This window comes from Oculatella sp. FACHB-28 (assembly GCF_014696015.1).
Taxonomy (GTDB): Bacteria; Cyanobacteriota; Cyanobacteriia; order Elainellales; family Elainellaceae; genus JAAUTN01.
The window spans coordinates 117,979-133,198 of sequence record NZ_JACJPJ010000047.1; the positions used below are offsets into that span (position 1 = coordinate 117,979).

11 protein-coding genes are annotated in these 15,220 nt (G+C 49.1%); 4 read left to right on the forward strand and 7 right to left on the reverse strand.

The genetic code is table 11. The features are described 5' to 3' along the window. Positions 1 to 39: 39 nt before the first annotated feature. Together H6F88_RS08820 and H6F88_RS08825 are read right to left on the reverse strand one after the other, a co-directional pair. The gene (locus H6F88_RS08820; RefSeq protein WP_190642376.1) at positions 40 to 906 is read right to left on the reverse strand and encodes an ABC transporter permease; all 867 of its coding nucleotides are present in this window, start codon (positions 904 to 906) and stop codon (positions 40 to 42) included. Further along, a complete protein-coding gene (locus H6F88_RS08825) occupies positions 903 to 2,006 on the reverse strand; it encodes an aliphatic sulfonate ABC transporter substrate-binding protein (protein WP_190642377.1) in 1,104 nt (367 codons plus the stop codon). The genes H6F88_RS08820 and H6F88_RS08825 overlap by 4 nt, the downstream gene beginning before the upstream one ends. Positions 2,007 to 2,166: 160 nt before the next feature. Between H6F88_RS08825 and H6F88_RS08830 the strand changes: the two genes are divergently transcribed. Further along, positions 2,167 to 2,349, forward strand: a complete 183-nt coding sequence (locus H6F88_RS08830; RefSeq protein ID WP_190642378.1) for a hypothetical protein — start codon at positions 2,167 to 2,169, stop codon at positions 2,347 to 2,349. Then, entirely contained in the window at positions 2,340 to 3,653 is a 1,314-nt protein-coding gene (locus H6F88_RS08835) for an FGGY-family carbohydrate kinase (protein ID WP_190642379.1), read from the forward strand. The genes H6F88_RS08830 and H6F88_RS08835 overlap by 10 nt, the downstream gene beginning before the upstream one ends. A gap of 70 nt (positions 3,654 to 3,723) precedes the next feature. On the opposite strand, the gene H6F88_RS08840 is transcribed toward H6F88_RS08835, so the two are convergent. Genes H6F88_RS08840 through ptsP form a run of 3 tightly spaced genes read right to left on the reverse strand, consistent with a single transcriptional unit; the run spans position 3,724 to position 9,020 of the window. Next, positions 3,724 to 5,556, reverse strand: a complete 1,833-nt coding sequence (locus H6F88_RS08840) for a PTS fructose-like transporter subunit IIB (RefSeq protein ID WP_190642481.1) — start codon at positions 5,554 to 5,556, stop codon at positions 3,724 to 3,726. A 38-nt stretch (positions 5,557 to 5,594) separates the two neighbouring features. Continuing rightward, positions 5,595 to 6,533: a 1-phosphofructokinase gene (gene pfkB, locus H6F88_RS08845; protein ID WP_190642380.1), complete on the reverse strand. Its 939-nt coding sequence runs from the start codon at positions 6,531 to 6,533 to the stop codon at positions 5,595 to 5,597. A gap of 18 nt (positions 6,534 to 6,551) precedes the next feature. Then, positions 6,552 to 9,020 carry a phosphoenolpyruvate--protein phosphotransferase gene (gene ptsP / locus H6F88_RS08850; RefSeq protein WP_190642381.1) on the reverse strand — a complete coding sequence of 823 codons (2,469 nt, stop codon included), beginning with the start codon at positions 9,018 to 9,020 and terminating at the stop codon, positions 6,552 to 6,554. A gap of 591 nt (positions 9,021 to 9,611) precedes the next feature. Between ptsP and ppsA the strand changes: the two genes are divergently transcribed. Together ppsA and H6F88_RS08860 are read left to right on the forward strand one after the other, a co-directional pair. Further along, entirely contained in the window at positions 9,612 to 12,143 is a 2,532-nt protein-coding gene (ppsA, locus tag H6F88_RS08855) for a phosphoenolpyruvate synthase (protein WP_190642382.1), read from the forward strand. A gap of 281 nt (positions 12,144 to 12,424) precedes the next feature. Then, on the forward strand, positions 12,425 to 13,009 hold the full coding sequence (locus H6F88_RS08860; RefSeq protein WP_347277678.1) for a L,D-transpeptidase: 585 nt from the start codon (positions 12,425 to 12,427) through the stop codon (positions 13,007 to 13,009). Between the two features lie 109 nt (positions 13,010 to 13,118). Here the strand turns inward: H6F88_RS08860 and H6F88_RS08865 are convergent, their stop codons facing one another. Both H6F88_RS08865 and H6F88_RS08870 read right to left on the reverse strand, forming a co-directional pair. Further along, a complete protein-coding gene (locus H6F88_RS08865) occupies positions 13,119 to 13,562 on the reverse strand; it encodes a hypothetical protein (RefSeq protein ID WP_190642383.1) in 444 nt (147 codons plus the stop codon). A 147-nt stretch (positions 13,563 to 13,709) separates the two neighbouring features. Further along, on the reverse strand, positions 13,710 to 14,960 hold the full coding sequence (locus H6F88_RS08870) for a pentapeptide repeat-containing protein (protein ID WP_190642384.1): 1,251 nt from the start codon (positions 14,958 to 14,960) through the stop codon (positions 13,710 to 13,712). Between the last annotated feature and the right edge of the window lie 260 nt (positions 14,961 to 15,220).

Sequence of the window (15,220 nt, forward strand, 5' to 3'; positions counted from 1 at the left end):
TGGTTCTTCCCCGGATTTATATCACAACCTTTTTTCTGCTTAATTCTTTTGGGCTTGCAAACTGTAGGAGTCTTGCCAACTCACCAACCGTCTGCCGATCGCCACCAATCCTGTATCTGTCAGCTTACCCATGATGGCAAACAGGAGAATGCTAGCAATGATGATGTCTGGGCGACCCGTCGTTTGACCATCAATTAGGAGAAAGCCCAGCCCTCGACTGGCTCCCATAATTTCAGCCGCCACCACAAACATCCAGCCCAAACCTAAGCCATTTCGCAAGCCCACGATGTAGGAAGGTAATGTGGCAGGCAAGAAGACTCGCCAGATTAACTGAGCTTGACTAAAGCGATAGACCCGCCCCACCTCTACCAGTTTGCGGTCAACCTGCTGAATGCCCGCCATCAGCGTCAGATAAACGGGGAAAAACACACCAACGGCGATCAGAGCAATTTTGGATGTTTCAGCAATTCCTAGCCACAGAATAAACAAGGGCACCCAGGCTAGTGATGGAATGTTTCTCAATGCCTGAAACAATGGATCGAGCAGTTGATTTGCGACACGCGAGTATCCAGTCAATGCCCCCAGAATTGTGGCGAGAACTCCACCAATGAGAAATCCTAGAAAAACACGATAGAGCGTGATTCCAATGTGAATCAACAGTTCACCGCTGAGGGTGAGTGTCCACAAAGTGAGGGCGATCGCAGAGGGTGCAGGCAACAGGTTGGGAGGAAACACACCGATTCGAGACAACAGTTCCCAAACAACCAGTAACCCAACAGGCAGAATGAAACCCAGCGTCCAGTGTCCTCTTAAACCTAGTCGTCGCCGACGGGACTGAGATCGAGTTCGCTGAACAGGCGCAAGCGTTGCAGAATTTAGGCGTTTGGGAGGCGACGGATAATTCATGAGTGTGAGTGCTGCGGGTGATGGACAACTTTCTGGTGACTGATAACTCTCTGGTGACTAGCAACCTTTTCAACAAACTGTGGATCGACCAGTTCATCAGCAACCTGATTGACATCAATTGAGCCAGGAATGACACCACTGCTCTTAAGCACATCTCCTGCCGCAACAATCGTGTCTTTATGCACCTGACCAATCACCGCATTGGATAAATCTGTTCGTTCTAATTGCTTGGTTGCAACTGCATCGCTAAGTTTCGCTTCCTTCTGCAAAATCGCTTTTAACTCATTTGGATTTTCCAAAGACCACTGCCTTGCCCGTTCATACACTGCCAGCACCCGTTCTACATAATCGGGGTATTGCTGGGCAAATGCTTCTCTCACATTCAAAAAGCCATAGGTATTTAAGTCAGGATCGCGGAAAAATAAGCGAGAACCCTTTTCTAACTCAGTTTGCGCCATGTGAGGGTCAAGCCCCGCCCAAGCATCAACATCTCCTCGCTCCAGTGCAGTTTTGCCGTCTGCATGCTGAAGTTGGACAACCTCAATATCCTGTTCTGATAAACCGACTTGATCCAGTGCCCGCAGTAAGAAAATGTGAGGATCAGTTCCTCGGGTCACCGCAACTTTCCGTCCCTGAAGGTCTTCAACCGTGTTGATATCAGAATCAGCCGTTGTTACCAAGGCAGTCCACTCCGGCCTTGAGTAAATGTAAACCGACTTAATCGGATTGCCATTCGCTTTGCCCAGCAAGGCGGCAGCACCAGCCGTAGAGCCAAAATCAATACTGCGGCTGTTGAGCAATTCTAGGGCTTTGTTGCTGCCCAAACTCTGAACCCACTCAACGCTGACGTTATCTTGAGCTAACTCTTCTTCTAGCCAGCCCTTGTCCTTTAGTACCAGGCTAACCGGATTGTAGTAAGCAAAATCGAGCTTGATCGTGCCCGGATTGTCTCCAGCGGGAGCACTGCAACTGCTCGTTACCAAAATTAGGCTGAAGACTAGCGAGAACAGGAACGCAAAGCCAGGAACCTGCCTTGGATTCAGTGCTCTAAAGCCTCTCACCCAACGGGGTATCAGTGTGCGTCTGCTGTTAGCGATCATGGGATACTTCCTCAAAAATAAAACCGACTCAGGGAACAGTCCTTACAAAAAACGCAAAGCTTGAGGTGAAAAGGCTTAGCCGCTTCACAGGGAATTAGAATAAGTAGAATTTCAAAATTACTGTATCTCTACCGAGTTACCGTAAATTCTTGGAGAATCATTGCATACTTTTGTAGATGCAGGCAAGATGGAGGCAAAATTTTGCTTAAAGGTTGAGCAATCTGTTGCGTTGATCGGGAGCAGCGTGACGACCTTGACGGAAATTGCCGAATGTATGGCATTGTTGGAACTGACAGGCTTATCCCTATCTCCAAATTCTGGTTCTAGCGTTTCATGGCACTAGATTACACACCGTCTGATAACACCCCGGCCGGAGTGTCCGGCTCTTATGTGGGCATCGATTTTGGCACTTCAGGCGCACGGGCGATCGCCATCAACACCCACCAACAAATCCAAGCTCAAACCAGTTTCCGATTTGAAGATGATCAGGATTTGGCAACGATCTGGCAAACGGCACTGTTCACCCTACTTGAACAGCTTCCTGTAGAAATTCGTCAACAGTTAAAGGCGATCGCCATCAATGGCACCTCTTCCACGGTGCTAATTTGTGATGCTCGGGGCATTCCGCTCGATCAGCCGATTCTCTACAACGATGCGCGTGGAATGGCGGTGATGGATCAGGTGAAAACGATCGCCCCGCCCAATCACACCGTAATTAGCGCCACCTCCAGCCTTGCTAAACTGCTATGGTGGGCTACTTGCACAGAGGTGATGTGTGTTTCTTCTGAAGCCTATTTCCTACATCAAGCTGATTGGCTTGCATTTCTGTTGCACGGTCAACTGGGTATCAGTGATTATCACAATGCCTTGAAATTAGGATATGACGTCGGTGAGTTACGTTATCCCAACTGGATGCAAGAGTTACCTGTCTCTTTTAAGCTGCCGCAGGTTGTTGCTCCGGGGACACCGATTGAAGTGGTAAAAAGGGAAATTGTCACGCAATTCCATTTGCCTGCCGACTGTTTGGTGTGTGCGGGAACGACCGATAGCATTGCTGCCTTTCTTGCTAGTGGAGTTCAGTTTCCAGGTGAGGCCGTCACGTCTCTCGGCTCCACTCTGGTGCTAAAGCTGCTCAGCGAAACCCGTGTGGACGATGCTCGATATGGCATTTACAGCCATCGTTTAGGAGATTTGTGGTTAGTCGGTGGCGCATCCAACACAGGCGGAGCCGTACTAAAACAGTTTTTCACTGATGCAGAACTGAAGCATTCAAGTGAGCAAATTCAACCCGCCCAAGTCAGCCCGCTTGATTATTACCCGCTGCTCACACCTGGCGAACGCTTTCCGATTAACGATCCCCAACTTCAACCTCGATTAGACCCTCGACCCGATCGCCCAGTAGAATTTCTGCACGGTCTGCTAGAAGGCATTGCTCGAATTGAGGCGAGAGGCTATCGGCTGCTGCAAGAATTAGGCGCAACTCCGCTATCTCAAGTCTACACAGCGGGCGGTGGTGCAAAAAATCTGATTTGGGCTGAGATGCGATCGCGCCACTTACAGGTACCTGTCCTTCCCTCTGCCCAAACTGAAGCAGCCTACGGAACTGCACTATTAGCAAGCAGGCAAACGCCATACCTGGACAGGTGAAATATTAAAAATCTCCAAATTCCTTGAGAATTTGGAGATCCAGGAACTCAGCGATAAGTGATATGTATCTTTAGCTTTGTGGTTCAGCTACGGCTGCTTTAGCTTTAGGCTGCCAGCGCTTAAGTTGAGCGATCGCCACTGCCGTAACTAAGGTGCCAGCAGCGATCGCCACCACATACAGTCCACCTTGAGTCACCGCATTGGGAATCGCCAGTACAAAGATGCCGCCATGAGGAGCGCGGAGGGTGCAGCCAAACAGCATCGAGAGTGCCCCGGTAACGGCTGACCCAGCAATGCAGGCAGGCAACACTCGAACCGGATCTTTTGCCGCAAATGGAATTGCCCCTTCCGTGATAAACGCAATGCCCAGTACCGTTGCAACCTTGCCTGCATCCTTTTCCTCGTCAGTAAACTGACGTTTCGCCAGTAAAGTTCCCAGTGCTAGCCCTAGAGGAGGAGTCATGCCCGCCGCCATTACCGCTGCCATTGGTTCAAATACACTGCTCGCCAACAAACCGACTGCAAAGGTATAAGCGGCTTTGTTGACTGGACCGCCCATGTCTACTGCCATCATGCCGCCCAAAATTAAACCGAGAATGACTGCATTGGTTTGCCCCATGTTTTGTAGAAAAGCGGTGAGTCCATCCAAAATTGCTTTGACGGGCGCTCCAAAGACATAAATTAGCAATAATCCGACCGCTAAAGTGGAGAGTAGAGGAATCACCAGAACGGGTTTGAGTCCTTCCAGATTAGCTGGCAAGTTGATCTTATCGCGCACCAGTAGAGCAATATATCCTGCTAGAAAGCCAGAGAGAATGCCGCCCAGGAAACCCATTCCGAGATTGGCTGCTAACATGCCGCCAATTAGTCCTGGTGCTAAACCGGGGCGATCGGCAATGGAAAAGGCAATAAAGCCAGAGAGAACTGGAACAATCAATGCAAAGGCAGACTCACCGCCAATTTGCAGTAAAGCAGCGCCAAAACTTCCCTCTTCCGGCTCCAGCCCAAATACAAACGACAAAGCAATGATCAAACCACCTGCCACAATTACAGGCAGCATGTAGGACACGCCTGTTAACAAGTGGCGATAAGGGCCCGATCGCTTCGCACTTCGGTCTGCTTTTGCCTGCTGAACTGACTGTAGATAATCTCCTTTACCATTTCCAGCCACAGCCTGTTCTGGTTCTGGTAGGGCTAAAGCATCGTTGATGACTCCTTTACCCACCTTCAAAGCTTGCTTGGTTGAGGTTTCATAGACTCGCTTTCCCTTAAACCGAGACAAATCTACATAGGTATCTGCCGCAATTACTACCGCATCTGCCTGTGCAATGTCTTCTGGTGTAAGTTGATTCTTCGCTCCAACAGAACCCTGCGTTTCCACTTTGATCTCATGCCCCAATGCCACAGCCGCTTTGCGTAAAGCTTCAGCCGCCATAAAGGTATGAGCAATTCCAGTTGGGCAGGAGGTAATGCCAACCAGATGTTTTTGCCCGTTAGAAGGTGAGTTTGAGGCAACCGAAGTAGCAGCCGATGAAACCGTTGCCTCAACTGGAAGAGCGGGCACATCAACTTCTGATTGCTGCACCTCTGATTCCTGCTGCGCCTCAGAAACCGCCTCTTCAATCACCGCTTTGGTACTGCGAATGGTACGACTGGTGGAAGTTGCGTAAACTGGTTTTCCCATAAAGCGAGACGGGTCAACGTGAATATCTGCGCCAATGATGACTAGATCTGCATCAGCAATATCGCCCTCTGATAAGGGAGTTTTGACTCCTTCAGATCCCTGGGTTTCAACCTTGATGTCATAACCCATCACCTCAGCGGTTTTTCGCAGCGCTTCAGCCGCCATAAAGGTATGAGCAATTCCAGTCGGACAGGCGGTGACAGCCGCAATTCTTTTGATTGTTTTCATCGTTATTAGAGGTTGTTAAATGATTAAACCTATAGAACCTGCACATCAACCTTACTCATGTAAGATTCAACCATTTTAGGTGGAGGTAAGCGGGGCCCAACCTGGCTGAGCGCACCGATGGAGAAAGCGGTTGCGAGTCGGGCACAGTCTGCTAAAGTGAGTCCGCGTAACTTTGCAGTGATAAAGCCAGACACCATTGCATCTCCTGCGCCAACAGTGCTGATAACTTCAATCAGAGGCGGACGGGCAACCACGATCGCCTCTCTTTCTGCAAAGATGGCTCCTTGGGCTCCCATTGAGACGACAACAGAGCAAATTCCTTTCTCCAGAAGGGTTTGGGCAGACTGGGCGATCGCCTCCTCCCCCTCCAACGGGTGACCGACCAATTCCTGCAACTCATCAATATTGGGTTTAATCGCGTAAGGAGCAAAGGGAATTGCCTGTCGCAAGCTCTCACCACTGGCATCAAGAACAACGGTTTTGTTTTGTGCTTTTAGCTCAGACACCAGTTTCCCGTAGATATCGGTGGATAGCCCAGCGGGAACGCTGCCCGATAGCACAAACCAGTCGTGGTCGTGGGTTAGAGTGGCGATCGCCTGACGCAGCTTAGCAATATCACTTTCTGTCGGTGGCTGTCCCGGAAAGTTAATATCAGTGACTTGTTTTTGAGCAGCATCAATGATTTTGATATTGACGCGAGTTTTTCCAGGAATGGTGACAAATTGGTTTTGGATACCTTTTTGGGTAAAGAAATAATCGAATAGCTCCGCATTTTCCTTCCCTAAAAAGCCAGAAACGCTGACCGAAAAGCCAAAATCGGTGAGAAATGAGGCTACATTTACCCCTTTGCCGCCGGGGTCTGCCTGCTCCCATTCCACCCGATTCACTTCACCTGCCCTGAAATGAGAAATGGAAGCCGTCTGGTCAACGGCCGGATTAAGAGTAATGGTGGCAATGTTGGAATGCATAGGAGATGCACAAGGTAATTACACTAAATTGCGGACTTCCTGGGCGTTGCGGCAGTTCAGCGCCCGTTTTGCTAAGTCCTGAGTTTGAGAAAGGGAAAGGCTGCGAAGTTTGGCTTTGACAGCCGCCACACTGGGGATGCTGATGCTCAGTTCCGCTACGCCCAACCCTGCCAGGATTGCCGCTCCTTTGGGGTCGCCTGCCATGCCGCCGCAGACTCCCACCCATTTACCTGCCGCCGTTGCCGCCTGTACGGTTTGGTGAATCATTCGCAGCACGGCTGGATGCAGTCCATCTGCCTGTTTTGCCAGGACGGGATGACCGCGATCCATCGCCAAGACATATTGCGTTAGGTCGTTTGTACCGATAGAGAAGAAATCAACTTCTTTAGCAAACTCATTTGCCATTAATACTGCCGAAGGCACTTCGATCATCATGCCGATGTCTACCGGCGGTGCGCCGATCGCCAACCGCACTTCTTCAGCAATTTGTTTTGCTGCCTGAAGTTCCTCTAACGTCGCGATCATCGGAAACATAATCTTGACCGAACCGGTTTGAGCAGCCCGATAGATCGCCCGCAGTTGAGGACGAAACAAGTCGGGACGCTGTAAACACAGCCGAATTCCACGCACACCCAAAAACGGATTTTCTTCAGATGGCAGGTTCAAATAAGGCACAGACTTGTCACCGCCAATGTCCAAAGTGCGAATGATCAGCGGTAAACCATTTAATGCCTCAGCCATCTGAGTGTAAGCAGCAAACTGTTCCTCCTCTGACGGTGGCTCTGAACGATTCAAAAACAGGAACTCAGTCCGAAGTAGTCCAACACCCTCTGCACCCGCATTTACCGCCTGTTCTGCTTCAACAGCCGCACCAATATTTGCCACCACTTCCAGCCGATGCCCATCGGTCATGATGGCAGGCTGGAATCGGGCAAGCTGTTCCTTTTCACGTAGCGCCTGCAAGTCTTGCTGGGCGACTCTGGCGGTCCCCAGGTCAACTTCAGACGGACGGGGATAGAGGTTGCCGCTTTCGCCATCTAGAATGCAGCGAGTGCCATCAGTTAAGTCAAGGACGGCTGGACCTGCACCAACGAGCGCCGGAATATCAAGCGATCGCGCAATAATCGCACTGTGTGAAGTTGGTCCACCATAAGCTGTGCAGAAACCCAAAATAAGGGTTGGATCAAGTCCTGCCGTATCTGATGGAGTCAGGTCTTCGGCAATCAAAATCACCGGAGCAGAAGGCAACACAGGCTCATCTTCAACCGTATCGGCAAGCAGCCGCAGCACTCGACGCCCTACATCGCGCAAATCGGCTGCTCGACCCGCTAGCAATGGATCTTTAAGCTGTTCTAGCGCACTCGCTCGCTGCTCATAAACCTGTTGCCATGCCCAGGCTGCACTGCGCTGGTCTTTGAGGTGATTCACTACATCCGCTAAGAGTTCGGGATCACCCAAAAACTCCTGATGCGCTAAAAAGATAGCTGCTTTACCCGCACCCGATCGCGCTTTTACCTCTTCATACAGGTCTTGCAGTTGTGCTTTGCCAGTTTCAACGGCTTGCCGCAGTCGAGTTTCTTCTACCACTGGATCTTTTGCCGTATGTTCAAACACGATCTTGCCGCGCTTGAATTGGAATAAGGGGGCGATCGCCAATCCTGGTGAAGCTGCAATCCCAGGAACCGCAGGCGACTCAAAGGTTAAAGCTCGTCCTAAAGTAACTGTGGAGGTTTCCTCCGCTTCCTCTCCCAAACCTGCCTCAATCTCTCGCCTGAGGGCTGCCAGTGCTGCATCCTCATCCTTGCCCTGTGCCATCAGGCGAACGGTTTGTCCCCCTTCCACACCCAGCTTCAGCAACGACACCAAACTTTTAGCATTAGCAGTCTGACTTCCATAGCGCATCTGAATTTCCGATTCAAACTCCTTCGCCACATTCACCAGAACGGTAGCTGGACGGGCATGAAGTCCTGTTTTGCCAGGAATGGTTACATCTACCGCCTTGGCAAAGTCGTTCTTCGCGAGATCCGTCTCCGTGGCACTTGCCCCATTGCCATTAGAAGTTTGATTGGTCAGGCAAGCAATGATGTCATCGGGATTCGTCGTTTTGGATAACCGCTGAATTGTTGGCTCATCATCCAAAACATGAGTCAGGTTAGAGAGAATTTCCAGGTGTTCGTCAGATTTTGCCGCAATTCCCACCACAAGATAGACCTGCTCCCCCGGATTCCACTCCACCCCAGCCGGGATTTGCACGACCGAAATGCCCGTTTCTAAAATCAAATCTCGATCTTTGGGCAGCCCATGCGGAATCGCAATCCCGTTTCCCAGATAGGTATGAGCAACCTTCTCTCGTTCCATCATCGAGCTGATGTATCCCGGCTGCATATTGCCATTCTCAATCAGCAGCTTCCCTGCCTGAGAAATTGCATCTGCTTTATTAACAGCTTCCGCCTTTATCTTGATACTTTTTTGGCTCAGGTTAATCATGTCTTTTCAAAAGTCAGATATTAACGATTTAAGCAAAGCAAGCTTTTAATAGAATGAGAAAAACCCCTCATTTCTTCTATCTTTAGGAAGAGGATGTGAAGGAATATCTGTTGCTTACAACAAGCTTACAACAATTAGATTATTGATACATACATTACTAAACATGGCCGCAAAAATGTATTGATAAATTCATTTCTTAATCTTAAATCAGAAAATATCCTCGACTAGGCGAGCTCCCTTCATAGATCAAAATAAAACTTTAAGCGCCTTAACACCTGTTTTATAACTCGTGGCAGTGAAGTTAGCGCCATTTCAAGTGGATTGTAGAAGGATTGGACTGTGTGAGGCATACCCTTCGATAACCCATTTAGGATTGCTATGTGAAGTTGATTAAACAGAAAAAGGCAACCTCATCATTTGTTGAGCTACGCTAGTATTAACCCAACCTGCAAAAACTACATTAACCTCCTTCCCTACACCTTTCAAAAGCTGGACAAAAAGAAGTTTTTATCGGCAAGAATTTTACTTTTGGCTAACAAACCTGATTAACAAAATAGCTGCTTCTCTACTGAACTCTGTGGAGTAAACAACATGATTACAACCAGAAAACTAGATATTTCTCCCTTGAATCAAGAGCTAAAAGAACAGGAATTTGTGCTTTGGTTCGAGCAGGTTGGCATTGGTGATGTACCCCTGGTAGGCGGCAAAAATGCATCTCTGGGAGAGATGATCCAGCAACTCACGCCCAAGGGAGTGAACGTTCCAACGGGCTTTGCCACAACGGCTCATGCCTTCCGTTATTTCATGGAGAAAGCGGGGCTAAAAGCTCGGCTTCAACGTTTATTGGCTGACCTGGATGTAGAAAACATCAACAACTTACGGGAACGAGGACGACAAGCCCGCACGTTAATTTTAGACACGCCCTTTCCATCGGAGTTAGAGGAGGCGATCGTAGATGCCTACGTGCAGCTTTCAGCACGATATGACGTTGATATCGAAATGTGTGAAGCATTGAATGGAGCAGAGCGACAGGCTTGCCTCAGTCGCTACAGCGGTGTTGATGTAGCCGTCCGCTCCAGTGCAACCGCTGAGGATTTGCCGGACGCAAGCTTTGCCGGACAGCAAGACACTTATCTCAACATCAATGGCATTAATGGCGTTTTAGAAGCCTGCCATATGTGTTTTGCCTCTCTGTTTACCGATCGCGCCATTTCTTATCGCACAATTAAAAACTTTGACCATTTTGAGGTTGCTCTATCCGTTGGCGTGCAAAAAATGGTGCGCTCTGACCTGGCATCGGCAGGTGTAATGTTTTCAATCGATACGGAAAGTGGCTTTAAAAATGCGGCACTTGTCACGGCTGCCTATGGATTAGGTGAAAACGTGGTGCAGGGAGTGGTTAACCCAGATGAATACATTGTGTTCAAACCCACGTTGAAACAAGGTTTTCGCCCAATTCTAGAAAAGCGTCTGGGTAGTAAAGAAATCAAAATGGTGTATGACATTGGTGGCAGCAGACCCACCACAAACCTGCCCGTGCCTAAAGTCGATCAGGGAAAATATGCTCTGGAAGATGATGAAATTCTGAAGTTGGCAGAATGGGCTTGCATCATTGAAGACCATTACTCTAACGTGCGAGATGCATACAGCCCAATGGATGTGGAATGGGCAAAAGATGGCACAACAGGTGAACTGTTTGTCGTGCAGGCTCGTCCCGAAACGGTGCACTCCCAGAAGGGAAGCAATGTTTTAAAGACCTATAAACTCACGGCAAAACAAAAAGCAGAACCGTTGCTCAGAGGTCGTGCAGTCGGTGAAATGATTGGTCAGGGTAAGGTACGAACCATTATTGATATCCGTAAGCTAGATGAGTTTCAGGAAGGAGAAGTGCTGGTAACGACGCGTACTGATCCTGACTGGGAGCCAATTATGAAACGGGCCAGTGCGGTCATCACGAATCAGGGCGGACGCACCTGTCATGCTGCAATTATTGCACGGGAATTAGGAATTCCAGCCATTGTAGGCTGTGACAACGCCACTGAAATTCTCCGAGATGAGCAGGAAGTTACCGTTTCCTGTGCCGATGGGGAGGAAGGGCACGTCTACGACGGCATCCTGCCGTTCGAGATTGAAGAACTCCAGTTAAATGACTTGCCGCGCACCCGTACCAAGGTGTTGATGAATGTAGGCAATCCTCATGAAGCGTTTCGGCTATCACTAATTCCGAATGATGGTGTGGGGTTAGCCCGAACAGAGTTTATCATTGCCAATCACATTAAAGTGCATCCATTGGCACTGCTGCATTTCAACCAGCTTAAGGATAAAGCCGCTAAGTGGGAAATTAGTCAGCTCACCACTCAGTATGAGGAGATGTCAAACTACTTTGTAGACAAACTGGCATCTGGAATTGGTATGTTAGCGGCAGCATTTTATCCCAATCCAGTCGTGGTGAGAATGTCGGATCTGAAGAGTAATGAGTACGCCAACCTAATTGGGGGACGGGACTTTGAGCCAGAAGAAGAAAACCCGATGATGGGCTGGCGTGGAGCATCACGTTACTACGACCCGAAGTATCAGGCTGCTTACGGACTGGAATGCAAAGCCTTTAAGCGTGTACGGGATGAAATGGGGTTGACAAATGTGATTCCGATGATTCCGTTCTGCCGCACTCCAGCAGAGGGGCGTAAAGTTCTAGATGAAATGGCTAAGCACGGACTGGTGCGAGGGGAGAATGGCTTGCAGGTATACGTGATGTGTGAGTTACCTAGCAACGTAGAGCTAGCCGATCGCTTCAGTGAAGTGTTTGACGGTTTCTCGATCGGTTCTAATGATCTAACCCAACTTACATTAGGACTTGATCGCGACTCAGCTTTGGTATCTCACTTGTTTGACGAGCGCGATGAAGCGGTGAAACGCAAGCTAGAGCGAGTAATTGCGACGGCAAAACGGTTTAATCGCAAGATTGGCATTTGTGGGCAGGCACCCAGTGACTATCCGGAGTTTGCTCAATTCCTGGTGGAGCAGGGGATTGATTCAATCAGTTTGAACCCAGATTCGGTGTTGAAGACATTGTTGGCGATCGCCAAAACCGAAGCATCAATGTCCCAAAGTCAACCCACTTAGCCCTACAGTCTTGAAGCGAGTTAACTCACAAAACTCGTTCCAAAAATCCGACTTGGTAGGCAGAGTTTTTAACTCTGCCTTATTTTGCGTCTCATGCTGATGGAGCACTTTATTCTTAGAATAATAGAGTCGAGAGTGTTATCTATCAGAGGAACCTGGTAAAGGAATCTCCTGTCTTTGAATCTTGACATTTAGCTTAAGATTTCTCATTCTATTCCAGAGACTTGTCTCACACTACTCCTTTAAAACTTTCGATTGTAGTTAGCAAGGGTCGTAACAGCGTGTTTCTGAATCGTTCTCTGTGGGGTTGCTTGGGCTCAGCAATTCTTCTTCTATCCATTCAGCCTTACTCTGCGGCTCAAACTGTAGCTCCTGAGTCAGTAACTTATCAGGCTGCAACTCCTTCTACGACGACGCTAGAGCCACAAATTGTAGTACCGGAGCTGTTGCCACCAGACCCCGTCTTTCCAGAAGCTCAAGAAGTGCGACTGGTGCTGAAGTTAGGGGAGCGCCGGGTTTATGTCTATCAAGATGATGAGTTAAAAACGACCTATCCAGTGGCGATCGGTAGAGCGGGATGGGAAACTCCAACAGGCAGTTTTGAGGTTTTGCACATGCTACAAAACCCAGGATGGACAAATCCGCTCACTGGGGAAACCATGCCACCTGGACCTGAAAATCCACTTGGGGAAAGGTGGATTGCCTTTTGGACAGATGGCAATAACTATATTGGTTTTCATGGCACCCCCAATCGCGAAAGTGTAGGGCGTGCAGCTTCGCATGGCTGTATTCGAATGTACAACGAAGATGTTCGTGAGCTATACGAAATTGTCACTCCTGGAACAGCAGTCATTGTGGAACCGTAGATATAACCACACTGTAAGAGTTAGATCAAAAATAAGGGGAGGGTTCACCCTCCCCCTATTTTTTAGTACGATCTAATCGAACTAGTTCTTTACCGGTTCTTACCAGTTCTTACCAAAGTGCCCGAGGATTAGAATCTGGGGTTGGCGTTGGGCTAGGAGTCGGGGTCAACCTAGGTGTGGGAGTTGGGCTAGGAGTTGGGGTCACCCTAGGTGTGGGAGTTGGACTTGGAGTCGGAGTCACCCCAGGTGTGGGAGTTGGAGTCACTCCGGGCGTGGGAGTCGGAGTCACCCTAGGTGTGGGAGTTGGACTTGGAGTCGGAGTCACCCCAGGTGTGGGAGTTGGAGTCACTCCGGGCGTGGGAGTCGGAGTCGGAGTTGGAGTCGCCCCAGGTGTGGGAGTCGGAGTCGGTAACGTTGGCGAAGGGGTGGGCGTTGGAGGGGGAGAGTCTTGAGCTTGAGCTAGCTTTAGAGATGTAACGGTTAGGCTAGCAGCAGACAACAAGGTTACCGCAAAAAATAAAAACTTCAGCAAATTGGACGACCGCTTATCCATGTGTTTTCTCCTCACGGTGTATCGGTGGTTTGGTTGTGCAATTCCCTAAATGAGGGAGCCGTTCTAGCTGCCAACCTCTTTTTCCCCAGGTTTTGTGGGTAGAGAAGTAAAAGCAAAGCTAACACTCCCGTCAAATGGGTAAAAGGTTCATTCTGGAGAACCCGGCAGCCTCAAAGGGGATCGGTCGCAGGACAGGTTGTCGCCCGCCAAGTCACCATTCTCCCAAATTCCCGTCTTTTGAGATCCATCTACGGATATAAATGTTCCTTGCCCATTACATTTGTTGGCTTGAAATTCGCCAATGTAGCGATCGCCATTTTCTAGCGTCCAAATTCCCTGTCCCTGGAATTGATCGTCTCGAAACTGACCTACATAGTTGCGACCATTTTCGAAGGTAAATGTTCCACAACCGTTCCGTTTCCCATCCCGAAACTCGCCATCGTAGCGATCGCCATTGGGATACATCATGCTGCCTCTACCATCCAGAGGGGCAGTATTTGAAAAGCTGCCATAAAAGCGAGTGCCATCTTCATACTCATGGTCGGGCGCTCTATCAAAAAGGGACGGTAACGGTGGCTCATTGCAGACTAGTGGCGGAAGTTCAGTTACCGTGCGAGTGCGAGGAAAACTAGCGATCGCAGCAATCACCGCTAACCCAACTCCAACTCCTACCAAAATCTCCCAGGGAATCGAACGCGATCGCCCCGGAGTAGCAACTGGTTGCAGAGCAGCTACTTCTGTCGGTTTTTCAGGAGGTGACTCAACCGGAGCAGGTTTAGATTCAACTCCGGGAACTTGGGGAGATATCCAGACTGGTGGAACTTGTTTATGTTTGGGAGGAGGAGACGGTGTCGGGGACGGCTGGATGGGTGAGCGATCGCTCTCTGCCTGAAGCATCGCAGCCAACTCTCCTGGTTTAAAGTCACCCTCTAGCGGACAGCGTTTCTGCTGCCGATCAAGGTAGACATATCGACTTTCGACTTTATGCAGTTTGGTTGTCCTGCTAATCCGCCAATTTTCTAGACAAGCACCCGTCAACTGAGCTGCCGTCAAATCAGTAGCTTCTAACTGGGCAGAAGTCAGATCAGCCCCATTCAAATTCGCTTCACTCAAGTTCGCGCTCCTGAGATTGGCCCCACTTAAATTTGCTTCACTCAAGTTCGCGCCACTTGCATAAGCTCCATCCAGCTCCGCGCCGCTCAGATTTGCCCGCTTAAGATTAGCCCCAATCAGACAAACCCGACTGAAGTTTACATGGCTTAAGTCAAATCCACTCAGATCAGCCTCAAAAAGATAAGCTCTACTCAAATCTGGCTTAACTTCGGGATTTTCGCCTCTCCAACGGTTCCAGGCTTCTACTCCTTGCTGAATCAGGGAGAGGTAATCATTGTCTGTCATGGAGAGTCCCCTTGCACAGCTAAGATAAAAAGCTAAAAAATTTCCCAGATTACGCTGATCCTACATAGAGGAAAAGCTGCATCGGTGACAAATTTTACTGCTTTATTTCCCACTCTTACTGACTTTAATGCCACTGATTACCCGTCTCCGACAAAAATCTACTCTACATCCTCAGATTATAAGAATGGGATTGCAACTGTGTTGCAATGTCATATATAGAATATAGAAATTTCAAAAAGTTCGTGAGAAACACATCCTAC